The organism is Nonomuraea sp. NPDC049750, assembly GCF_040659625.1.
Lineage (GTDB): Bacteria > Actinomycetota > Actinomycetes > Streptosporangiales > Streptosporangiaceae > Nonomuraea.
The window spans coordinates 143,830-163,448 of the sequence record NZ_JBFANB010000015.1 but is presented as its reverse complement, the minus strand read 5'-3'; the positions used below and the strand labels follow the sequence as shown (position 1 = coordinate 163,448).

At 67.0% G+C, this 19,619-nt stretch carries 27 protein-coding genes and 1 pseudogene; 15 read left to right on the top strand and 13 right to left on the bottom strand.

Annotation, left to right across the window (positions count from 1 at the left end):
* The first annotated feature begins 9 nt into the window (after positions 1-9).
* From AB0J16_RS33595 to AB0J16_RS33575, 5 genes are all read left to right on the top strand, one after another.
* A complete protein-coding gene (locus AB0J16_RS33595; RefSeq protein WP_358546817.1) occupies positions 10-1,098 on the top strand; it encodes a hypothetical protein in 1,089 nt (362 codons plus the stop codon).
* A gap of 33 nt (positions 1,099-1,131) precedes the next feature.
* Positions 1,132-1,467, top strand: a complete 336-nt coding sequence (locus AB0J16_RS33590) for a hypothetical protein (RefSeq protein WP_358546813.1) — start codon at positions 1,132-1,134, stop codon at positions 1,465-1,467.
* Positions 1,468-2,055: 588 nt separating this feature from the next.
* The gene (locus AB0J16_RS33585; protein WP_358546808.1) at positions 2,056-2,856 is read left to right on the top strand and encodes an N-acetylmuramoyl-L-alanine amidase; all 801 of its coding nucleotides are present in this window, start codon (positions 2,056-2,058) and stop codon (positions 2,854-2,856) included.
* A 63-nt stretch (positions 2,857-2,919) separates the two neighbouring features.
* Positions 2,920-3,972 (top strand): hypothetical protein, encoded by a 1,053-nt coding sequence (locus tag AB0J16_RS33580; protein ID WP_358546805.1) that lies wholly within the window; start codon positions 2,920-2,922, stop codon positions 3,970-3,972.
* 92 nt (positions 3,973-4,064) lie between these two features.
* On the top strand, positions 4,065-4,304 hold the full coding sequence (locus AB0J16_RS33575) for a hypothetical protein (protein WP_358546802.1): 240 nt from the start codon (positions 4,065-4,067) through the stop codon (positions 4,302-4,304).
* Positions 4,305-4,402: 98 nt separating this feature from the next.
* Here AB0J16_RS33575 and AB0J16_RS33570 read toward each other — a convergent pair whose 3' ends face one another.
* Positions 4,403-4,891, bottom strand: a complete 489-nt coding sequence (locus tag AB0J16_RS33570; protein WP_358546799.1) for a hypothetical protein — start codon at positions 4,889-4,891, stop codon at positions 4,403-4,405.
* Between the two features lie 10 nt (positions 4,892-4,901).
* Here AB0J16_RS33570 and AB0J16_RS33565 point away from each other — a divergent pair, with 10 nt between their 5' ends.
* Positions 4,902-5,036 (top strand): hypothetical protein, encoded by a 135-nt coding sequence (locus AB0J16_RS33565; RefSeq protein ID WP_358546795.1) that lies wholly within the window; start codon positions 4,902-4,904, stop codon positions 5,034-5,036.
* A gap of 460 nt (positions 5,037-5,496) precedes the next feature.
* On the opposite strand, the gene AB0J16_RS33560 is transcribed toward AB0J16_RS33565, so the two are convergent.
* Positions 5,497-5,703: a transposase gene (locus tag AB0J16_RS33560; protein ID WP_358546793.1), complete on the bottom strand. Its 207-nt coding sequence runs from the start codon at positions 5,701-5,703 to the stop codon at positions 5,497-5,499.
* 194 nt (positions 5,704-5,897) lie between these two features.
* On the opposite strand from AB0J16_RS33560, the gene AB0J16_RS33555 reads away from it, so the two are divergent.
* Entirely contained in the window at positions 5,898-6,302 is a 405-nt protein-coding gene (locus AB0J16_RS33555; protein ID WP_358546791.1) for a GntR family transcriptional regulator, read from the top strand.
* Between the two features lie 5 nt (positions 6,303-6,307).
* Here the strand turns inward: AB0J16_RS33555 and AB0J16_RS33550 are convergent, their stop codons facing one another.
* The 9 genes from AB0J16_RS33550 to AB0J16_RS33510 form a co-directional block, all read right to left on the bottom strand.
* On the bottom strand, positions 6,308-6,445 hold the full coding sequence (locus AB0J16_RS33550; protein WP_358546788.1) for a hypothetical protein: 138 nt from the start codon (positions 6,443-6,445) through the stop codon (positions 6,308-6,310).
* Positions 6,446-6,632: 187 nt separating this feature from the next.
* Positions 6,633-6,758: a hypothetical protein gene (locus AB0J16_RS33545; protein ID WP_358546786.1), complete on the bottom strand. Its 126-nt coding sequence runs from the start codon at positions 6,756-6,758 to the stop codon at positions 6,633-6,635.
* Positions 6,759-6,908: 150 nt separating this feature from the next.
* Positions 6,909-7,496, bottom strand: coding sequence for a hypothetical protein (locus tag AB0J16_RS33540; RefSeq protein WP_358546783.1), 588 nt, complete (start codon positions 7,494-7,496; stop codon positions 6,909-6,911).
* The gene (locus AB0J16_RS33535) at positions 7,493-7,717 is read right to left on the bottom strand and encodes a hypothetical protein (protein WP_358546780.1); all 225 of its coding nucleotides are present in this window, start codon (positions 7,715-7,717) and stop codon (positions 7,493-7,495) included. Before AB0J16_RS33535 ends, AB0J16_RS33540 begins: the two co-directional genes overlap by 4 nt.
* A gap of 907 nt (positions 7,718-8,624) precedes the next feature.
* The gene (locus AB0J16_RS33530) at positions 8,625-9,464 is read right to left on the bottom strand and encodes a helix-turn-helix transcriptional regulator (RefSeq protein WP_358546777.1); all 840 of its coding nucleotides are present in this window, start codon (positions 9,462-9,464) and stop codon (positions 8,625-8,627) included.
* A gap of 6 nt (positions 9,465-9,470) precedes the next feature.
* A complete protein-coding gene (locus AB0J16_RS33525; RefSeq protein ID WP_358546774.1) occupies positions 9,471-9,995 on the bottom strand; it encodes a DUF6879 family protein in 525 nt (174 codons plus the stop codon).
* The gene (locus AB0J16_RS33520; RefSeq protein ID WP_358546771.1) at positions 9,976-10,380 is read right to left on the bottom strand and encodes a hypothetical protein; all 405 of its coding nucleotides are present in this window, start codon (positions 10,378-10,380) and stop codon (positions 9,976-9,978) included. Before AB0J16_RS33520 ends, AB0J16_RS33525 begins: the two co-directional genes overlap by 20 nt.
* A 360-nt stretch (positions 10,381-10,740) precedes the next feature.
* Entirely contained in the window at positions 10,741-11,115 is a 375-nt protein-coding gene (locus AB0J16_RS33515) for a hypothetical protein (protein ID WP_358546768.1), read from the bottom strand.
* The gene (locus AB0J16_RS33510) at positions 11,115-11,573 is read right to left on the bottom strand and encodes a hypothetical protein (RefSeq protein WP_358546765.1); all 459 of its coding nucleotides are present in this window, start codon (positions 11,571-11,573) and stop codon (positions 11,115-11,117) included. Before AB0J16_RS33510 ends, AB0J16_RS33515 begins: the two co-directional genes overlap by 1 nt.
* A gap of 124 nt (positions 11,574-11,697) precedes the next feature.
* Here AB0J16_RS33510 and AB0J16_RS33505 point away from each other — a divergent pair.
* The 4 genes and pseudogenes from AB0J16_RS33505 to AB0J16_RS33490 form a co-directional block, all read left to right on the top strand.
* Positions 11,698-12,033, top strand: a pseudogene (locus AB0J16_RS33505) (ATPase, T2SS/T4P/T4SS family); the annotation flags it as partial.
* Positions 12,034-12,377: 344 nt separating this feature from the next.
* Positions 12,378-13,088, top strand: a complete 711-nt coding sequence (locus AB0J16_RS33500; protein ID WP_358546763.1) for a type II secretion system F family protein — start codon at positions 12,378-12,380, stop codon at positions 13,086-13,088.
* A gap of 545 nt (positions 13,089-13,633) precedes the next feature.
* On the top strand, positions 13,634-14,122 hold the full coding sequence (locus tag AB0J16_RS33495; protein ID WP_358546761.1) for a type II secretion system F family protein: 489 nt from the start codon (positions 13,634-13,636) through the stop codon (positions 14,120-14,122).
* A 218-nt stretch (positions 14,123-14,340) separates the two neighbouring features.
* Positions 14,341-15,165, top strand: a complete 825-nt coding sequence (locus AB0J16_RS33490) for an alpha/beta hydrolase (protein WP_358546758.1) — start codon at positions 14,341-14,343, stop codon at positions 15,163-15,165.
* 468 nt (positions 15,166-15,633) lie between these two features.
* On the opposite strand, the gene AB0J16_RS33485 is transcribed toward AB0J16_RS33490, so the two are convergent.
* A complete protein-coding gene (locus AB0J16_RS33485) occupies positions 15,634-16,020 on the bottom strand; it encodes a tautomerase family protein (protein WP_358546756.1) in 387 nt (128 codons plus the stop codon).
* 62 nt (positions 16,021-16,082) lie between these two features.
* Between AB0J16_RS33485 and AB0J16_RS33480 the strand changes: the two genes are divergently transcribed.
* The 4 genes from AB0J16_RS33480 (at position 16,083) to AB0J16_RS33465 (ending at position 18,620) form a co-directional block, all read left to right on the top strand.
* On the top strand, positions 16,083-16,550 hold the full coding sequence (locus AB0J16_RS33480; protein WP_358546753.1) for a helix-turn-helix domain-containing protein: 468 nt from the start codon (positions 16,083-16,085) through the stop codon (positions 16,548-16,550).
* Between the two features lie 752 nt (positions 16,551-17,302).
* Positions 17,303-17,587 carry a DUF4244 domain-containing protein gene (locus AB0J16_RS33475; RefSeq protein WP_358546750.1) on the top strand — a complete coding sequence of 95 codons (285 nt, stop codon included), beginning with the start codon at positions 17,303-17,305 and terminating at the stop codon, positions 17,585-17,587.
* A complete protein-coding gene (locus AB0J16_RS33470; protein ID WP_358546748.1) occupies positions 17,584-18,114 on the top strand; it encodes a TadE family type IV pilus minor pilin in 531 nt (176 codons plus the stop codon). The genes AB0J16_RS33475 and AB0J16_RS33470 overlap by 4 nt, the downstream gene beginning before the upstream one ends.
* Positions 18,051-18,620 carry an Rv3654c family TadE-like protein gene (locus tag AB0J16_RS33465; RefSeq protein WP_358546745.1) on the top strand — a complete coding sequence of 190 codons (570 nt, stop codon included), beginning with the start codon at positions 18,051-18,053 and terminating at the stop codon, positions 18,618-18,620. The genes AB0J16_RS33470 and AB0J16_RS33465 overlap by 64 nt, the downstream gene beginning before the upstream one ends.
* Here the strand turns inward: AB0J16_RS33465 and AB0J16_RS33460 are convergent.
* Positions 18,601-19,344: a class I SAM-dependent methyltransferase gene (locus AB0J16_RS33460; protein WP_358546742.1), complete on the bottom strand. Its 744-nt coding sequence runs from the start codon at positions 19,342-19,344 to the stop codon at positions 18,601-18,603. The genes AB0J16_RS33465 and AB0J16_RS33460 overlap by 20 nt on opposite strands.
* Positions 19,345-19,619 lie beyond the last annotated feature (275 nt).

The following is a 19,619-nucleotide window of genomic DNA, read 5'->3' as shown; positions in this document are numbered from 1 at the left end:
ACATGGTCCGTGGGAGAGTTGCCCACGAGCGCGATACTGAATAGCCGGATCCGGGACGCCATCAACTTCCTGAAGTCCCCCCCGCTAGCCATCTTCCGCAAGACGGCGAACCAGAACACCAGCAGCGGCACGTGGACGGCGATCAACTGGGACGTTGAGGACGTCGACACCGACGGCGGCCACAGCAACGTCACCAACAACACGCGGTATACGGCGCAGACCGCGGGCTGGTATTTGGTGACAGGCCAGATCCACTGGACAGCGAACGCTACCGGTTTCCGGGAATTGCGCTTCCGTAAGAACGGCAGCAATACCGACCTGTACGGCTGGAACGTCATGCGCGCCAACGACTCGTCGGAAGCGGCAGACATTCAGAGCGTCGCGTACGTGTTCCTCGCCGTGAACGACTACGTGGAAGTCCAGGCACTGCAGAGCAGCGGCGGCACCTTGGCCACCTTCAATGACGGCCAGGACTGCCGTTTCGAGGTCCGCTGGGTACGAATGGACGACGCGGTCGCGCGCACCCTCCCCGCGCCTCGAACGTGGTCCGCCGGGCTCTGGTCAGTAGGCCATCTCAACGTTGATGTGCGTGATGTCTTGGGTTGGCTGCTCGCGCCGCCCATGGCAGTCCTGCAGAAGCGCAATGGCAACCAGGAAGCCCGGAAGGTTATCGGGAACACCTACTACGAGGCCGAGATCACATGGGACACGGTCGTCCTGGACACGCATGGAGGGTTCGACGGCTCCGCTCCCACCAGGTACACCGCCCCCTATGACGGCTGGTATCACGCGGTCGTCCAGTTGCAATGGAGCGACCCGGGATATCAGGCCGCTCCCACGGGCTGGCACAGGACTCAGTGCTTTAGGAAGATTCGCGGCGGAGACGCGCTGCACGCCAACTACTTCGGCGATCCCGCCGCATATGAGTCAAAGAGCTATGTGGCGGCAGGACATGTGCGGCTGCTGGCAGGCGAGTACATTTCGGTATTCACCTCCGCCATCCTCGAAAGCCTCAATGGCCCCGCGCAGATTGCCGGTTATGACGGAGCAACCTTCCTCGGATGCAGATGGGACATCCGGTGGGTGTCCAAGCTGTAGATCACACGTCGCGCGCCGCCGATGAGCACACCCATGACGAGGAGCGATGTGGTCGATGAGCCATCCATTGGCGAGCTCTCGCGCCGGATCGATCACCTCACCATGACGCTCACGCAGCTTGTGCAGCGCACCGAATACACGGCGGACCGCAGATACGACGACCGCCGTTTCACCGAGATCGAAGCTGACGTGGGCGAGATGCGCCGCGAATTCACTAACGAGCTGCGCGCACTGAAGGCGTCGATCGACGCGGCCACCGAGAAGCGCGGCTCTAACGTCCGCCAGGCCGTGTACGCGGGATTGGTTCCCGCTCTCTTCATGATGATCTCCATCGTGGTGCAGATCTGGCTCGCCGCGAAGGGAGCCTGATGGCCGAGCACGTGCGCAGGGTACGCCGCAACTGGGTGCTCATCGTGATCGCCGCCGTGGTGGCCGTCCTCGGGTTGTGGGTGTCGATACAGGTCAACGCCCTCGGCGACCGGGTGAGGAAAGCCGAGGATGACAGGCAGATTCTGACCGAGCAGGTTCAGAGGCTCGGAGGAGTCCCCCTGGTATCCCCGTCCGCCGGCCCTCCCGGCGAACGAGGAGAGACCGGCCCGCCAGGACCGCAAGGCGCCACCGGACCATCCGGGCCGCCGGGCAGAGACGGCAAGGACGGTGCCCAGGGCGAGCGAGGAGACGTCGGGCGGACTGGCACACAGGGGAGCCCCGGGCTTCGCGGTGAGACCGTGACGGGCCCGAAGGGCGAACCCGGCGCGGACGGCAAAGACGGTACAGACGGTAAGGACGGCAGCCCAGGTCCCGAGGGAAGCCCAGGCCCGCGCGGTGAGCAAGGCCCGCGCGGAGAAGCAGGCCCGCCGCCGACGAGCTGGACATTCGACGTCGGCCCCATCACGTACACCTGCACGCCGGTCGAGTCCGAATCCACCACCTATTCATGCAAGCCGGGAGGCTGACGTGGCCATCGACCTCATCACTCGCGCCCAGTGGCAGGCCCGAGCACCGAAGGGTTCCTACGACACCATCGCCCGCACCAAGGGCGTGAAGATTCACTACACAGGCGGACGCGTCGATCCTGCCACCGTTGAGGATCACGACCTCTGTGCAGCGGCCGTCAGAGGGATTCAGCGCGGCCACATGGAGGGCAACGGCTGGCTGGACATCGGCTACAGCCTCGCCGTCTGTAGCCACCGCAAGGTGTTCATCGGCCGCGGCCTGCATCACCTGCCGGCGGCGAACGGCGCCGGCCTGAATTCCGGCCACTACGCCGTGCTGGGCCTGGTCGGCAATAGCGGCCTGGTCGTCCCGCCCGACGGCATGCTGCATGGCATCCGCGACGCGATCGAGTACCTCCGCAAGGAGGGCGGCGCAGGCCCGGAGATCAAGGGTCACCAGGACGGCTACTCGACCGACTGCCCTGGGCCGAAGCTGTACGCCTGGGTGAAGCAGGGCGCACCGCGGCCCGTCGGCACGACCGCCCCCGCGACGCCACCGGCCAAGGCTGGCAAGGCGCCCCCGTTCCCTGGCCGCCTGCTCAAGTACCCGCCGACCACGGCCGGTGCCGACGTCTACAGCTGGCAGGCCCAGATGCGGGACCGCGGCTGGGACTTGATCCCGGACGGCTCGTACGGGCCGCGGTCTGCGGAGGTGTGCCGGCTGTTCCAGCGGGACAGTACGGCGCACGGCTGGCCGCTCGACGATGACGGCGTGGTCGGGACGGCCACCTGGCGGGCCACCTGGGAGCGCCCCACCTCCTAGACCTTCTCCCTCTTCCTCAGCCCCGGTTCATCCGAGCCGGGGCTTTCGCATGCAAAGGACACCATGAGGACCCTCGCATCCCTCGCCACCGTCGGCCTGCTGGCCGCCGCGCTCGCCCTGCCCAGCGGCCCGGCCGCCGCCGACACCTGCATCCCCATCCACTGCTACGGCATCGTGGAGTATCACGAGCCAGCATTCGACGCGGTGGGCCAAGAGCTATGGAGCGACTGCCTGGTGCTCAATCCCAACCAGGGCTTCGCCACGCACGAGATGTGGCTTCTCTTCTCCGGGGGCCAGTGGATGGAGGGCGGCTATGTGAAGGGCGGCATCGCTGGCGGCGATACGCAGACCGGGTACCGATGGTTCTGGGCCGACTATGACGGCACGACCTTCAGCTCCCACTTCATCGCGGCCGGCTCCATCCTGAACTACATCAACCTCTCGATGTACCGAAACTCCAGCGGCACATGGAGCGTCTACCGCAACGGCACGCTCGCGGGAACGACGACCAGCACGTACGGGACCTCCACCATCATCCAGACGGGCGGCGAGACGACGCACCCGACGCACCTCTCTCACGGCAAGTCCAGGTACCTGACGTCCAGGAGCGCGTCGACCGGCCAGTGGAGCTTGGCGCAGTGGGACGCCGTCGGAGCCACGGCGGGCGTCTACAGCGTGAACCACAACGACTGGGAGCGGATGGAGCAGATCTCACTGCAGAACATCTGCAACCCGCTACCCGGCGGTCCGCCCGGTACGTTCGCGCCGTTGGCGCCCGCGAAGTCTCCCAGCGCAGCCGACATCAAGCAGCTGGCCGTCCGGTTCGCCGAGCAGAACGGCGGCAAGAGCTCTCAGGTCGTGGAGATGGTCACCACGAAGAGGCGTGCCGCCCAGGGCCATCTGAAGAGCGGCGCGGTGGACTCGGACCAGGACGTCTACGTGGTCCAGATGAAGGGTGCGTTCACCGGCCACATGGTGCCGCGGCCGAAGGGCGCCCCGGCGCCGAAGGGCGGCGCCATCACGCTGACGATCGACTCGGCGACGGGCGAGGTCACCGACTGGAGCCTCGGCAAGCCGGCGGACCTGAAGCGCCTCGGCTCCGTCAAGGCGCTCTGATCTTGCTCTCGTAGTTTCCGCCCCGACGTAAGGGGCTCCCGCCTGCGGTTGCCTGCCGCCGGTTCCAAAAATCGGACCTCCGAGGAGGGGTCATGCTCGCATCCATCATCCGTACGATCGTCCCGGTCATCGTGGGCGTACTGCTCGGCTGGGCGGCCAAGGTGGGCCTGGACCTCCCAGAGGGTCCGATCACCGAGCTGGTCACCATCGCCATCACCGCGGTGTACTACGCGTTCGGCCGATGGGTTGAGTCGTGGTGGCCCGCCGGCGGCCGGATCCTGCTCGCCGCCGGGTTGACTGGAAAGAAGCCGAACTACGACCTGGCGGCGTGAGCTGCCGGACCAGCACAGGATTCGATCGCCGGGGCGTCGGCCTGGGCGGCATGAGAGAGCCCGCCTCCCTTCGAGGGAGGCGGGCCCATTTCTGCGTCTCAACCGCCGCTGCCGGCGTGCAGCGCGATGAGCCGTCGGACCTCCATCAGCGCTTGAGCGCGGGCGATCTGCCTCCTAACGCGCCAGAGCCGCGGCGACGACAGCGCGCCGCCCATGGCCGCGGCGAGGTCCCTGATCTCGGCTGCCTGCTCTGGACGTGGCCGTGCGGACATGAGCAGCCCCTGCAGGCTGCTTGTGTAATCGACCACCACCGTCAGCATGGGTCCGAGGAAGGTGCCTGCGTGGCGCCCCATATCGTCGACGAGTCGCTGCACCTCACCCTGGAGCCGCTCGTACTGCCGGTCCTGCTCGACGTACACATTGCCGCGTACTGCGGAGTCGGCGCTCCCCGGCACCTCTGTGGCCACGACGCTTGCTGCGTAGGCGATGCGAACAGTGGCGGCCAGCAGCTCCCGACGCGAGCGGTGCGCGTCGAGGATCTCCTCCTTGCGTGCTTCCAGACGCGGCTTGGCGATGTACTCGATCACTACCGTCACGATGAAAGACATAAGGGCGGAGGCGGCCAGGGCCTCCAGGTTGATTGTCATCGGCGGTTACGCCCTGCGCCAGCGGGCCTGGTCGCCGCCCCGAGAGCTGCACCGCATCAGCGTGCCGGCGCTGGTCCGGCCATGAGCGCCCTGAGGGGCGCAGAATGCGCCGGGGTGGACGCTGGTTCGCACGGCGGGCTTGGCTGGCGGCCTGGTCTTGGTCGGAGTGGGGCGAGGCCTGGGTGTGTGGATCTTTACGGGGGGCTTCTTGATCCGCGTGTGCGTCGGCGTGGGTGTCGCCTCCGGCGTCTTCGTGGGCGTCGATGTGGCCTTGGGGGTTGGCGTCTCTGTGGACACCTGGGCTGGAGCCTCAGTCTGGGGCGGGTTGGCCGAGCTGGTGGCGGCGGAGCAGGCGCCTGTGAGCGCGACGGCAAGGATCGACACTGCCAAGGCAGCGGTGGAACGGTCCAGGAGACGCATCGTTGAGTCCTCCGTGGGGGGAAGTGGGACGCAACATATGACGACTGCGAGTTACCAATAGTTGTCTGAGGGTGGCGTTCTCTTTGCCCGCCACCTGAGAGCCAGGGCCGTTTTCGCGTTGCTGGTCATTTTCCCATGGTGGCTCGCTGGGGCAGGGGGATGACCTCGACCAGCTCGTGGAGCTGGACGTACTCTCCGACTTCGCGCACGGTCCTGCAGTAGGCGATGAGGTACTGGCGGCGGCCGATCGTCTGCGTGATGCGGAGCGTGGGCCGCCGGTCGAGGATGATCGCCTCGATCCTGATGCCGCGGGGCCCGCGCCAGTGTCTCATCCTCGAACAGTACGTGAGGGGACATAGCGGTCATTTGCGGCAGGTGGCGCGGCGGCGGACACCTGGGACGGGTCTCGCCGCCACGCCTGCTCTAGGATTCGGACTGCACCGATAATAACATTTGTTCACATTACGGCTTATTAGCTTATTAGCCAATAGCGGGACTGGCCTATTGGCCTGATGGGATCACCGACGTGCCCATCGACCCGGACTCCTACGTCCCGGCCTACCGCCAGATTGCCGACGACCTGCGCGAACAGATCCGCGCCGGCGAGCTCGCACCCGGCCAGCAGCTGTACGCCGAAGACCGCCTGGCCGCCACGTACGGCGTGGCCAAGGACACCGTGCGGGAGGCCTTGGCCGTGCTGCGCGGCGAGGGCCTGATCCGCACCGTCAACCGGCGAGCCAGCTACGTACGCGCGCCGGGCCCGCTGGCCAAGGTCACCGTGACCGGCCCCGTGGGCATCCGTGTGCGGATGCCCACCCCGGAGGAGCGTCGCCAGCTCCAGCTCGACGAAGGCGTGCCCGTGTTCCTCGTCGACCGCGGCGGCAAGCTCGAGGTGCTGCCCGGCGACGGCGTCGAGCTTGTGGTGCCGTAGATAGATCACGGCAGCCGGCCGGTGATGCGCCGTATCAGCCAGAGGATGCCCTTGGAAAAGGGCTCGGTGCATAAGACCATCACGACGATGATCGCCGTGCCACCGATGACGATGGCTGCCCAGGCCGGAAATTGAGAGTCCATCGAGTCTCCAGGTAGTAGCTGATGGTGGGTGGGCCCCGCCCCTGCGTTTCCCTCCGAGGGGGCGGGGCCCGTGGCGCCCGGCGCGCTGTTCTAACACCGGGACAGTGAGGGCCTGGCGCCCGCGACCTGATGGGAGGCGGACACCGGGCTGTCTAGGGGAGCGGCCAGCCCGAGATCCCATGACGAGTCACCGCGTCCGACTCCTGGCACGCCCCCACACCCAGCTCAGCCAGTTCCACCCGAGCACGCCACTCACGATGATGACGACGCTGGCGGATAGACCGAACGCGGTCACCACTACCTGTAGATCCATTAAAAGCTCTCCTTGAGCGAGGGGTATGGGGCGGCCCGCTCGAGGCCCTCCAGCGGAGAGCGAGCCGCCCGCCCAGCGGTTTGACGGACGCGCCGGGGTCTTCGCCCAGCCCTTGCCGTCGAGTCGACAGAGGGGCAAGGGCTGGGCTGCTTACGGGGCTGGTTCGGGCAGCAGGTTCGATACGTGCACAATCAGGGCCCTGGCGAGCGTGAGCTCCAGCGTGGGGAGGTCGGTCAGTGGGATGTCCTGGAAGGCTGGCGCGCCGGAGGTGGAGAAGACGACTCCCTTCACGCCCCACGGCTCGTAGTCGGGCGAGGTGTAGACGTGGGCGTCTTGCTGGAGATGCGGGCACGCGGCACGCGCTTCCGGGATGCACCGCAGGCACGTCGGCGGCTTGCTGAGGCGGCCGGACGTGGCGGGTAGCTCCTCGTGGAACAACCAGGACAGGCGCCCGGTATCGGGATCCATCGCGGGGCCCTCGCACACCTGGCAGAGCCGGTGCAGCATGCACTTCCGCTGCCGGAGCGTGTGCATCTCCTTGTAGTTGACCTTCCCGCGCCGATCGCACTTCTGCCGGGCCCACAGCACGCCCAGGTCCCAGTCGCTCGCCACGGGGTCGGCGTAGGACAGCCGACGCCCGCTCAGCGCCCACACGTCATGGATGACAGCAAGGTTGAGCGCAACGGTCTCGACCTCGTAGGCGACGACGTACGGCACCCGTACGGCGGTCGTGGTCATGCCGCATCGCCCTCGTCTATGGACCACATGATCAGGTTGAGCAGCCCGGCGGTCGCGATGGCGAGCGGCGGATACATGCGCGGCCAGTCGGTCCGACGAGCCTGCCAGATGCGGTCAGTGCGCCACACCTCCCAGCCGGGACGGGCGCGCATGAGCACGTCGCACATCCACTGGGCATGGGTCGGGTCGTCGTAGAAGGCGACCGCCTCCTCGGGGCTCACGTCGGCTCCCCTGTCCGGAACGGCAACTTCCGCGGGGACGTGACCCATGGCAGGGGTACCGGCTTGGGCTTGGTGGAGGGCCGCTCTCCTATATCCACGTCATCGTCATGCCGCATGCCCGGCATTTCTTGGTCCCTGCCCTCGGATTGACATCGAACGGGCCCACGCAGCCGTCCTCGCACGGATTCGGCGGCGGATCCTTCGGAGGCTCCTTCGGCTCTTTCGTGTTCACGGTTCTCCTCCTGGAGGTGACCATTTCCGAGTAAGTCGCCGCGCTTCAGGTGGTCGAGGGCCGGGGTCCCGTGCGGTGGATACGGGCCCCGGCCAGTCCCTGCCGGTCCGGAACGGGCAGGGACACATCCGGCAACGAGCCATGGGGACCAGGCGGTGTGCCGGAAGCCTTGATGGTGGCCCCGCGCCGTCCCTCCGGCCGCCGCCATCTGGGCTGCGGGCCAATGAGTCGCGGGGCCACCCACCCGGCGCACCGTGACAGGGGCGACGCGGCAGGCCGGGGAGTTCTTGAGCTCGATCGTCATCAGAGTGCCGCCCCGGATGTGTGCAAAGAGTGAAGGATGCGCACCTTCAGGGCCTCGATGTACTGCAGGCGCCTGAGACTCGGGGCGGTGATCACCTGGCCGCTGTCGTGGACGGCGATCCAGGTCCCGTCATCACGCTGGCGGATGTCATGGAACTCGGCGATCTCAACAGGACCAGAGACGCGTCGGGGACGCGGGGCCAGGTGATCGGCCTGCCGACGCCGAGTCACGTCGCCGTCGGCAGACCTGCTCGTGGCGTCAACACCCGCTGCGTGGGGCGTTCGCGTGGGGGATACGGACCCGTGACTGTCCATGTCCAGGACGGTAAGCGACAGCTCCGAGCAAACCCAAGGAGTTTGCTCGGGTTTGCTTCAAACAAGTTCGGCAAGGGCTTGGGTGATGAGCTGACGAGCGGGTTCGCCGTACACCGCCGACCGCTGGAGCAGGGCGAACGCTCTGCCGTACAGGGCGATCTCGCGGGGTTCGGTTACCGTCAGCTCTGCCGAATAGGTCTCCAGCATGACCATGCGTTCGTCGAACATGAGAAACATCGGCCCTGGCCAGATCTCATACGGGACGTTGCGAGGGATGATGCCGAGACTCAGACGTGGCAGCGAAATGGCGGCCAGGAGCCGGTCCAGCTGGCCGCGCATCACGCTCGGCCCGCCGACGTTGGTGTAGAGCGCCTGCTCGCCAAGGATGACGTTGAAGCGGCGGTCACCGCGGTAGAGGTATTGCTGCCGCTCCATCCTGGCCGCAACGCCTTCGTCGACGTCGTCTGGGACGTCGTCCAGGAAGCCGACGAGCTGGCGCAGGATGGTCTCTGCGTATTCTGCAGTCTGCAGGGTGCCCCAGATCATGTTCGGGTTGTAGACGCGGATGGTGTGCGTCTTCTCGTACAGGTCCAGGGATCGCTGCTGGCGCTGGCGCGTCCCGGTGCGCAGCGCGCGTCGCCACTCCATCCACAGGCTTTCGATGTTGCGCACCGCGGCCACGAGATCCGGCACTGCCTCCTCGCCGTGGCAGTGCCGGCACCACAACCGGATGTCGCCCTCGGTGGCCGTTTGCTTGCCGTGCTCGATCTTGCTGATCTTCGACAGCTGCCAGCCTGTCAGGGCGGCGAGTGCTCGCCCAGTTAGGCCTGCGTCTCGGCGCAGCTCCCTAAGCCGTCCACCCAGAGCTTCTCGCGCACGTTGCGCCTCGATCGACACCGCGGCTCAAGCTGGCTTGTACTCGGCATGGGGAATGGCCAGGGGCCAGAGATGATCGCGAACCGCCGCGCATTGCGCGACGACCGCCGGGTCGGTGACGAGTTCGGAGCCAAGCACGCGGCCATCATGGTCGAACCGGCCAACGGCCAGCAACTGATCGTCGAACAGCCACCAGTCACTTCCATCGAGCGGGAACTCCACAGCAGGCAGCTGGTGACGGGGAAGCCAGCGGATTTCCTCGCCGGCCTCGACCATGGGCGGTGTGACGGCGTGCTCCCACCGGATGTAGTCGCTGACCGGCTCCGTCACGATCCGCAGCCTCCGCATCGACCTGCCGGCCGATGCGGAGGTGCGAACCCTGGCCAGCCATGGCTCCATCCATGCGCAGTCGTCCCGCTCGCCGCGCTTCCACCGAGCGAAGGGGGCGTTCTCTCGCGGCACGCCGTACTCGTCGCGCAGTTCGAGATGGAAGGCATCGCGCTCGAGCGTGTCGAACAGCTCGTCGCGCTGGTCAGGCGTGATGAGGTCCATCGGCCTCCTCCTGCAGTAGCGCGGCGATGGCAGCCCTGGGGACCTCGACGCAGCTCTCGTGCGATGGGATCTGCATGCGGGCAAGCGTGTCAGGATCGGTGACGCGCGCGCCCTGGATGAGGCACGTCTCGTGGTCGCTGACGTGGACGATCGGAGGGGTCCAACTCATCACCACGCTGGACAGGCCGTCCTTGGCGAGATGCTCGAAGAGGTTGAAGGGGATCTCCACGACGCTCTCGTCATCGGACAGCGTGAGCTTGGCGAGAACCTCTGGATCCGTGACTATCCAGCCCTGGATGATGAAGGTATCGGCGTCCGTGGCGTAAAGGGTTGGCGAGTCGCCGCCCGCAGAGGTGGAGTCCTTTCCGAGGAACCGGAGAGTCATGGGTCGAGCTCCCGTCAAGTTGCCGGAGTTTGCTAGCAACTGCGATCGTGCGTGGGGAGCTGGCTTTCGTCAAGAGGGCGGCTGACCGCACGGCCAGCCAAGGACGCCTGGGAGCGCCTGGACTGCCTGGCCGTGCGGCGTATAGGTCCCTCGCCTTTTCGGGGCAGCCATGACCGTAACTCGCAACGGTGTGGTCCGCCCGGTGGGTCGGGTGGAGGATCTTCCACCAGGGTAGTAGATCTTTCTACTCAGATGCTGATCCTTTCTACGCGGTCCGGCCCCAGGCGTCTATCGTCGAGGCTGGACGCCTGGGCAGTGAAGCGCCCACCTCAGTGCGCGTGGGGTGGGCGTTTCCTGGCCTCAGCTCGCCCGGCGCTCCTGGACGCCGGCCGCGGCCAGGCGCTCGCGGCGCCGCTCCCGCAGCGAGACCACCCCGAGCTTGACGCGCTGCGCCTCCAGCAGCGCGCGACCCTTCTGGATCAGCTCGTGGACGGACTGCTTCCGGATGCCGAGGATGCCCACGATCTCGCCGAGCGTGTATTCGCCGCCCTCCTTCGCGGCCCGGGCCGCCCGGGCGAGCGCGCGGAGCTTGGTGCGGCGCAGGTCCTCCATGAGCTCATCGATGAGCACGAGGTTGGCCGGGTCGCCCGCGGCGTGGTCCTCCAGACGGCGGAAGAACCGGCTGAGGTTGGCGGCGAGCTCGGCGGGCTCGGTCACGTGGTCACGGCGGCCCATCAGAGCTCGCCGCCCAGTCTCTGCTCCGGGTATCGGCCGGATGGCAGGTCGAGCGCCTCAGCCGCGTCGGCGGCGGCCTGGCGCTCGGCGGCGTCGAGATACTCGCGCTCGGAGCGGTCGGCGTTGTCGTGGTCCGGGCCGTTCTTGACCCGGCGGTGCGCGCGGAGCCGGGCGCCCCCCTCGATGTGGGCGAGTCTGACGCGCGCTTCCTTGATCGGCTTTTCGAGCTGGGCGAGGATCGCGCGGCACTCGGCGATCAGCTGGGGCATCTGGCCGCGTTCGATGTACGGGGTCCACTCGGTGCCCGCCATTCGGTGGTGGTGGATGTCCTGCACTTCGGCCATCACCGGGTAGACGGCCTCGACGACAGCGTCAAAGTCCCACTCGCCGAAGTCGGCGCGGGTCAGCTCTGTGGGGCGCTTCTCGCGTGCGTTGCTGGTCGGACTGGTGGCGGACATGGGTGCCGAGCTCTTCGCGGGTTCAGGGTCAGGTTCAACCTGACCCTGGATCGCCTTGCGGGGTTTGGGTGCCATCGGGGGGCCTCCTGCAGGTCACTGTATTGGTGTCATTTAGGCATTGAGTGACCTGCTGGCCGCCCTGAACACCGGCCACGAGGGCGGCTGCGGCACCCTGCACGCCAACGCGGCCGCCGACGTACCACCCCGGCTGGAGGCACTGGGCTGCGCGGCAGGCTTGACCAGGGAGGCCGTGCACAGCCAACTCGCCGCAGCCCTCGACGTGGTCATCCACCTGACCCGCAACCACTCCGACGGCCGCCGCCGCGTAGCGGAGATCTGTCTCCTGTCGAGAACTTCGACCGGCTTCGTCGAATCCGTGCCCGCCCTGACCTTCGACGCGCACGGCCGACCCCAAACCGGCCCGGGATACAACACCCTGGCGCGGAGAACGCCTCCATAGCCCCACCCGGCGCCCCAGGCGACCGATTTCGCCAACGAACACCTGTCGGCCGTACATGCGCCCATTCCGTCTGCCCGCATCACGGCCTGCGAGCAGACACCGCGATCAACCCCGACAGCCCCATTAATCCCGCCTAGCCCCCGCCAGCCCGAACCCCGCTCATCCGCTTACCACTCACCCATCCACTCCACGTCGACCCACCCACGTCGACCCACCTCACGTCGACCCACCCACGTCGACCCACCTCACGTCGACCCACCCCACCCGCTCACCCACCCGGTTGTGCCTCCTCCGGTGAGCTTCATCCGAGCAGACCCGCGACGAGCGAACGGAGGCTCAAACCCGTGATCGCAGCCTTGGTGGCCGCATTGTCCACAGCAACCGCCGTATGGCTGTGGACCGGCCCGAACACCGCCACAGCCCGCCTCGACAGGCTGACCTCAGTCCGCGAGCAATTCCAGCAGCGATCCATAAAGCACCTGATCACCCGCCCCGGCCCAGCCCGTCGCGCCGACGCCTGGCGTCAGGCATCGATCGAACTCTGCCAAGCCCTCTCAGCCGAACTGACCGCAGGCCGTACTCCAGGCGAAGCCCTATCCAGGGCGATCACCGCGGTCGACTTCCCCGACCCGGAAGCCCTACGCCCGGTGGTGGCGGCGGCAAGGGACGGCGGCGACGTGTCCATAGCCCTTCTGTCCGTGGCCCCACAGCAGGGCGGCGAGGGACTACGCCGCCTGGCCGCCTGCTGGAACGTCAGCGTGACCGTAGGCGCGGGACTGGCGGCCCTCGTCGAGCGCGCCGGCAGCACGTTACGTTCAGCCCAAGCCCACCGCCGGGACGTCACGGCACAACTGGCAGGCCCACGCACCACCGCGAGAATGCTGGCCGCACTCCCTGCCCTGGGCCTCCTCATGGGAAGCGCGCTGGGCATGCGCCCGCTCGCCTTCCTCTTCGGAAGCCTCCCCGGCCTCGCCTGCCTCACGGCCGGAATCGCCCTTGACGCCTGCGGCCTGTGGTGGACCCACCAGATGGCAACCCGCGCCGAAAACTCATAGCGCCGCCCGCTCCACCGCCGCCCGCCCGGATCTCCGTCGGACGATCACGCCGCTCCGTCGGACGATCACGCCGCTACCTCGGACAATCACAACGCTACCTCGGGTGATGACGCGGCTCCCTCAGATGATCGCGCGGCGCCATCAACCGGAACGGACCCCAGACGATGTTCGAGCTGCTCTCCGCAGTCTGTGCCTGCGTGGCGACCTGGCTGTGGATCCCCCCGACAACTCCGGCCGAACGCCTGACCCGCCTGCTACCACCAGAAGCCGCCACCCAACCCGGGCCGAGGGCAGGCCTACCCCTGCACCCGCCCGGACGACACCCGCACCCACCCGGAAAACACCGACTCCCGAACTCAGGCTCCACAGACCCGGATGCCGACACATTCGCCCCACCGACCTGGCTCGATCACCCCGCGACCTCACCCCGCCGCATCAACCGCCGCACGCTGATCGGAGCACTCGGGGCCGCCCTCATCACCGCCCTACTCATCGGCGGAGGAGCCGGACTGATAGCCGCCCTACTCCTCACCCCCATCGTCGGCGTGACCCTGCACAGACAAGTCGACCCGGAAACCCGCCGAGACAGCAAACAGATCACCACCGACCTGCCGTTCGCCGCCGACCTCATGGCAGCTTGCCTCCTCGCCGGGCAGCCGGTCAGCGCAGCCACCGAGATAGCGGCTGGCGCGCTGGGCGGTCCGCTCGGCCAACGCCTGTCGTGGGTGAGCCGGCAACTCCGACTGGGCGCCGACCCCGACCCCACCTGGGCCTTCCTCGCCCAAGAACCCGCCACAGCACAACTGTCACGAGCGATGAGCAGAGCGGCTCAGACCGGCGCCCCGGTGGCCGACGTCCTGACGCGCCTGGCTGACGACGCCCGCCAATCCACTCGCGCCACGTCCGTGGCCGCAGCCAGAAGTGTCGGCGTGAAGGCGGTAGCACCCCTCGGTCTCTGCTTCCTTCCGGCCTTCGTCCTCCTCGGCATCATCCCTGTCGTCGCAGGCCTCGCCACCGCCATCACTGTTCCCTAACACCCAGTGACCCGTCGCCGAATGTGGGACGGGTAATCGATCTTGGATACGAGCAAGGCACTTGCGTCAGGTGTCAATGGGAGAAGTTCTGCCGGGTCCTGCGGACGGAGCCAGCCGGCACCCTGGGCGAGCAGCGACGCCGCGGCCACTTACTTGACGGCCGGTTAGCAAGCTAGCTTACCGTACGACAGGTAAGTGATTGGGGAAGGATCATCGCCATGCCCGAAAAGCAGACCCACACCTTGGATGTGCCCGGTGCCCGCCTCCACTACCAGGTGCGCGGGCAGGGGCCCGCGCTCTTGCTGATCCCTGGAAGCAACGGCGACGCCGACCTGTTCGACGCCGTCGCGGACCTGCTCGCCCCTTGTTACACCGTCATCAGTTACGACCGGCGCGGGTTCTCCAGGAGCACCTTAAACGGATCATTCGACAACAGCGCATGGGACGAGACCCACGTCAACGACGCGCGTTGCCTCCTACAGGCAGTCGCAGAGGGACCGGCATATGTCTTCGGCAGCAGTGCGGGCGCGGTCGTCGGACTCGTACTGATCAGCGAGAGCCCCGGCCTGGTCACCAGGTTGATCGCCCACGAGCCACCTCTGGCGGAGGTGCTGGCCGATGCCGCCAGGTGGCGGGCGTTCTTCCAGGAGGTGTACGACGCGTACCGGCGTGACGGGGCGGGACCGGCGATGCAGATGTTCATGACCGGCATCGGCCTGAACGCGCTCCAGCGACCAGCGGCCATCGACCCCGAACTGATCCGCCGCTTGTCGGTCAATATCGACTTCTTCCTTGATCACGAAGTACGGCAGGCACCTGGCTACCGTCCCGACCTGGCGACCCTGGACGCCCAGCAGGAGCGCATCGTGCTGGGCGGCGGCCGGGACTCCCGCCAGCACTTCCCCTACCGTCCCAGCCTCGCCCTGGCCGACCGCTGGGGGAAACCCGTGACCGATTTCCCGGGCGACCACACCGCCTACTGGTCCCAGCCCGACGAGTTCGCCGCCATCCTCATCAACGTCCTGACCAGCCCGACGACCTAGCGGCCACCGAATCTGGAAGGGCTAATTGATCTCAGGCGCGGAACTCATCGGGCTGGCCGCTTCTTCGATGGAGGGAGGTGCTCGCGTGGATCTTGCCCGTCTGGAGCGTGGGCTGAACAGCCGCCACTACCCCGACGCCGCGGCGTTCGGGACCCGCATCGCCGCGCTGATCACGGTCATCTGCCTGGCTCTGCCCCCCCTCTGCCTGGTCGAACGCCAGGTTCGCCAAGTACTGACCGTACGAGGCGTCACCAAGGCCCGACGGCTTGTATGCCGGTCAAACTGCTATCCCCACTGGTCGGCTCATTCCGGACGAGCCAGCCGGCATCCGTCAGTTCCCGGGGGGTCGGCCAGTCGCCACCGACCATCCCGCGTCCACTGGCCTCCAACTCCAGCTCCACCTCCTGGACCTCCTCGACATCGACCCACGAGACCTCCGCTGAAGATCACTCCCATGCGAAAACGGGGCTAGCCGTCGACGATCACACCTCCGAGCGCAGTGCGGCCGGCCGGGGTGGCGACGAGCTCGACCGTGGTGGTGTCGCGCAAGTGCGCCCCGAGGACGTCGGCGACGGCATCGGTGACGGTTCGTACAAGCTTGGCAATGAGCTCGTCGCTGTCGGGACGGTTGAACGCCGCCTCGCGGATACCGAACATGATTGCGGGTGGCGCCTCGTCGACCGGCTTGCCCCGCAGGCCCAATCGTCCGGCGGGTACGCCGTCGAGGTGGATGACCGCGACGTCGCGCGCCCACTCGCCGTATACGTCGACCACCGCGTCGGTCAGCGCGGCAATGAGGGCCGTTTCGTTGCCCTGCAGCTGTGACTCCAGAACCCGGACCGTCAGATGTGGCACGATGAACCTCCTGTTTGTTCTTAAATTAGCTTTAATGTCAAAGGTAATTGGTGAAGCACCAGATGGTCAACAACGCGGACGGCATGACGACTGACCAGGCGGTGCGGTCCATGCTGCTGCTGATGCCCAGGATGGTCGGGCGAGCCAAGCGGCTGCCCGTCCCAGAGGCGTTGCGGACGCTCGATCTCGCGCCCCGCCACCTGTCACTGCTGGCTTATCTGCAGTACGACGGTTCTCTCACGGTTAGCCAACTGGCGGAGCGACTGGAGATCGCTCCGACGACTGTCAGCCTCATGGTGGGTGACCTGTCTCGCCGCGGTGTCCTGACGCGGGAAGAGGATGATGCCGACCGGCGACGGCGGGTCGTCGCAATCGCACCGCAGTACGTCGAGCCGATCGGCGAGTGGCTGTCGGGCAGCGCACTGGCGTGGACCGAGGTCTTGTCCGACCTCACGCCGTCCGAACGCGCCACGATCGTGCGGACGATGCGTGCCTACGAGACCGCCTTGGGCAAACGGATGCACGGTTGAGCTGAAGATCACGCATGCGCGAAAAACGGGGCGAGTGCCTCGTCGGCCGTTCAACCCCGAATTCCTCGATGGCCAGCCGAGCTGGCGTAAGAACAGGACGGTCTTTGCTGACCGGCCCGGTTGGCTCCTCCGAGCCTCGCCTGCGCGGCCCCGATCGCCAGCGGTGGCCCCGGCGCCTGCGCGGTGCCCGATTGCCAGCGGCGGCCCCGACGCCTACGCGGTGCCCGATTGCCAGCGGGGACCTCGACGCCTGCGCGGTGCCCGATTGCCAGCGGGGACCTCGACGCTTACTGACGCCACCGCATCGCGTTGGAGCACCCCTGTGCCTACCGCTAACGCGTCGGATACGCCTCTCACGGCCTGACCTGCCTTGCCGTGCTCCTCCAGAAGGCCCGCACCCAGAAGGCCCGCACCCGGCTCGTAAGGCGCTCTGTACGCCTCTGAGGTCGCTGGGGGTCCCAATGGCCGGTTTGGGTACGCGACCGCCTGCGCGCTCATTCAGACGGGCATGGACATGCGCGGGTAGGGCTGCCGAGCACCTACGCGTACCGGATCGACATCAGGAAGCACGCGGAGAGACCAACTGTCGCAAGACGGGCAGTGCGCCCATAAACATCCAGGTCAGCCCACTGCCTATGGGGGCAGTCCGACGTTTTCCACAGAACGTCGTTCGGCTCATCCGCCGCACGCAGCCTTGAGCCACTGTTGGACCCACGCCGGACGACACCCGGCTCCGATCACCTGGAGGCACCATGCACCATGCGGCAACCACCCCGAACGCCGCCGCCATACCGCCACAAGACCCCCCGACCGCCAAGGCGGCCAGCCCAGCCGTTCGCCACCACGGCTGGCTCGCCGACAGGTGGGCCCGTTGTTCGGGACCACACCGCGAGCGCGGCATGTCCACAGCCGAATATGCCGTAGGCACGATCGCCGCGTGCGCCTTCGCGGCGCTGCTGTTCAAGGTGGTCAGCAGCCCCGAGGTGCATGAGATGCTCTCGAAACTCATCGACAAGGCGCTCAACACAGCCGGATGACCCCGCCCCGAACTGCGACCTCCAAGCGCGTGAAGCGGCCGACATCACGTATGAGACGGTCGGCCTCGCACGTGAAGCGATCTGTAGTGCGTCGTAAACGGCGGACATCACGTCCGAGGCGGTCGGTGTCGCTCGTGAAGCGATGTGTATGGCGTCGTAAGCGGCCAACATCGCTGATGAAGTGGCGGTCGACGTCGCGCGGCTCCGTGACCGCCGAGACCGCTATGGTCCTGCCCGCGCTCATGGTCGTCTTGGCCGCCGCATTGTGGGCGATCCAAGCAGTTGGGGTCCAACTGGAATGCGTCGACGCGGCCCGCGCGGCAGCCCGGGCCGCAGCCAGAGGCGAGCCACTGGACGAAGTACGCGAACTCGTACGATCCGCCACCCGCCCCAACGCACAGGTGGACATCAGCCGCAGCCCGGAGAGCACAAGAGTAGAGATCTCGGTGGAGGTAGGACCAGCATGGGGAGCGTCCCTGCCCGCAGTACAAGTGGCCGCCTCCGCGACAGCCGACACGGAGTCATGACGCGCGGGCGCAGCTCGGCGAAGAAGTATCGAGCGGCAACATTCGTCAAGCGAGCAGACCGGGGCTCCGCGACATTATGGGGCGTTGCGCTCATGGGCCTGCTCATGGCAGTCGCAACGGCCCTCGCCACTGTGGGCTCCGTACGCGTCGCCCGCCATCACGTACACGACGCAGCCGACCTGAGCGCACTTGCGGCGGCGAGGCTGGCAATCTTCGATCCCCAGGCAGCCTGCGACAGAGCGAAGACCGTAGCCGCGAAAAACGGCGCCCACCTCCTCCAATGCACGCTCACAGGAGAAATCGCGGAGGTCCGAACCTCATTGACCATCACCCTGCCCGCCTTAGGAACCCGAACCCTCACCGGCAGGGCCCGCGCCGGCCCAAGCGGGTACCCGGTCGTGGCGGAGTGCGCCTCCGGTGCGTACGTGGGAAGACCTTGTCCGGCCGTCCCTCCTGGCCGGACAGACCTCGCACCACTGAGTAAGGTTAGATCCTCGTACCACTGAGTAATAGGAAGAGCGGCACACGGCGACGGCGCGCCAACTCGGCCAAGTCGCCGTCGAACCGCTCTTCCTGAGGGGCGCACTCACGCAGAGCCGACAGTGCAAACCCGGCGTTCATCAGCGCAGCTACATAGTCCTCAACAGTCCGGTGAAACCAGATGACACTGTCGCCCAACCAGTTTCGCAGCCGGGGGGCCTTGAGGAAGTAGTCATCGACGATCCAGTTCGTGCGCGGCTTCCCCGTCCCGGCGTCGTATGAGCTGAGAACGGGATGAACTACCGAAAGAATGATCCGCCCACCAGGCGAAAGGCATGCCTGGCAAGCCGTCAGTACCGCTTCCAGATCCTCGACGTAGTGCAGGGCCAGACGAGAAATGATCAGATCAAACGAAGAGGGCGGAGCGGAAAAGTCCTCCATGTCCGCTCGCTCAGCCCGCCCACAGGTGCCCCGCAGAGTCGCATTGGCCGCCTCCACCATGGCTGCCGAGCCATCCAGACCCAGGTAGCTACGACAGCCGGCGTCCAGCAGAGTCTGTCCGATGGCCGCATCCCCGCAGCCGAGATCCAAAACCCGCAGACCGGTGACCGTGCCAAGGACATCCAGTAGTGCTGGTTCCTCCATGACGTGGTTTGGGCTCATTGCCCCACTGTGACGATGGTCCCGATACCTCTGGAAGATCTTGGGCGAGTCGTAGAAGGAACCACCACGCTGGGATGCAGCAGTCACGATGCGGAGTCTAGATCAATCGGTCGGCCTGACGACACGCTGGTAAGGCGGCACCGAGAGCGGCGCTTGGGACAGTACGGAGAGCGGCGCTGTGGTGGGCGGAGGCGTGGATGCGTTTCCGCCCTGGACCCTGGACCCTGGCCCCGATCCCGGTCCTGGGTCTTGATCCAGGCCCCGGTTCTGGTTCCTAGACCTGCGCCGTGAGTCTGCGGGCTGTGGGCCTCGGTTTAAGGTGGCCCATGATTCTGGGCATGGAGTGGATCTCCGCTCCATGC

Excerpts from the sequence above, each read along its gene's own strand:
- AB0J16_RS33590 (WP_358546813.1), top strand. The coding sequence starts at position 1,132 with ATGACGAGGAGCGATGTGGTCGATGAGCCATCCATTGGCGAGCTCTCG.
- AB0J16_RS33580 (WP_358546805.1), top strand. The coding sequence starts at position 2,920 with ATGAGGACCCTCGCATCCCTCGCCACCGTCGGCCTGCTGGCCGCCGCG.
- AB0J16_RS33575 (WP_358546802.1), top strand. The coding sequence starts at position 4,065 with ATGCTCGCATCCATCATCCGTACGATCGTCCCGGTCATCGTGGGCGTA.
- AB0J16_RS33565 (WP_358546795.1), top strand. The coding sequence starts at position 4,902 with ATGAAAGACATAAGGGCGGAGGCGGCCAGGGCCTCCAGGTTGATTGTC.
- AB0J16_RS33560 (WP_358546793.1), bottom strand. The coding sequence starts at position 5,703 with ATGAGACACTGGCGCGGGCCCCGCGGCATCAGGATCGAGGCGATCATC.
- AB0J16_RS33550 (WP_358546788.1), bottom strand. The coding sequence starts at position 6,445 with ATGGACTCTCAATTTCCGGCCTGGGCAGCCATCGTCATCGGTGGCACG.
- AB0J16_RS33545 (WP_358546786.1), bottom strand. The coding sequence starts at position 6,758 with ATGGATCTACAGGTAGTGGTGACCGCGTTCGGTCTATCCGCCAGCGTC.
- AB0J16_RS33540 (WP_358546783.1), bottom strand. The coding sequence starts at position 7,496 with ATGACCACGACCGCCGTACGGGTGCCGTACGTCGTCGCCTACGAGGTC.
- AB0J16_RS33525 (WP_358546774.1), bottom strand. The coding sequence starts at position 9,995 with ATGGACCTCATCACGCCTGACCAGCGCGACGAGCTGTTCGACACGCTC.
- AB0J16_RS33520 (WP_358546771.1), bottom strand. The coding sequence starts at position 10,380 with ATGACTCTCCGGTTCCTCGGAAAGGACTCCACCTCTGCGGGCGGCGAC.
- AB0J16_RS33515 (WP_358546768.1), bottom strand. The coding sequence starts at position 11,115 with ATGGGCCGCCGTGACCACGTGACCGAGCCCGCCGAGCTCGCCGCCAAC.
- AB0J16_RS33510 (WP_358546765.1), bottom strand. The coding sequence starts at position 11,573 with ATGTCCGCCACCAGTCCGACCAGCAACGCACGCGAGAAGCGCCCCACA.
- AB0J16_RS33490 (WP_358546758.1), top strand. The coding sequence starts at position 14,341 with ATGCCCGAAAAGCAGACCCACACCTTGGATGTGCCCGGTGCCCGCCTC.
- AB0J16_RS33480 (WP_358546753.1), top strand. The coding sequence starts at position 16,083 with ATGGTCAACAACGCGGACGGCATGACGACTGACCAGGCGGTGCGGTCC.
- AB0J16_RS33475 (WP_358546750.1), top strand. The coding sequence starts at position 17,303 with ATGCACCATGCGGCAACCACCCCGAACGCCGCCGCCATACCGCCACAA.
- AB0J16_RS33470 (WP_358546748.1), top strand. The coding sequence starts at position 17,584 with ATGACCCCGCCCCGAACTGCGACCTCCAAGCGCGTGAAGCGGCCGACA.
- AB0J16_RS33465 (WP_358546745.1), top strand. The coding sequence starts at position 18,051 with ATGGGGAGCGTCCCTGCCCGCAGTACAAGTGGCCGCCTCCGCGACAGC.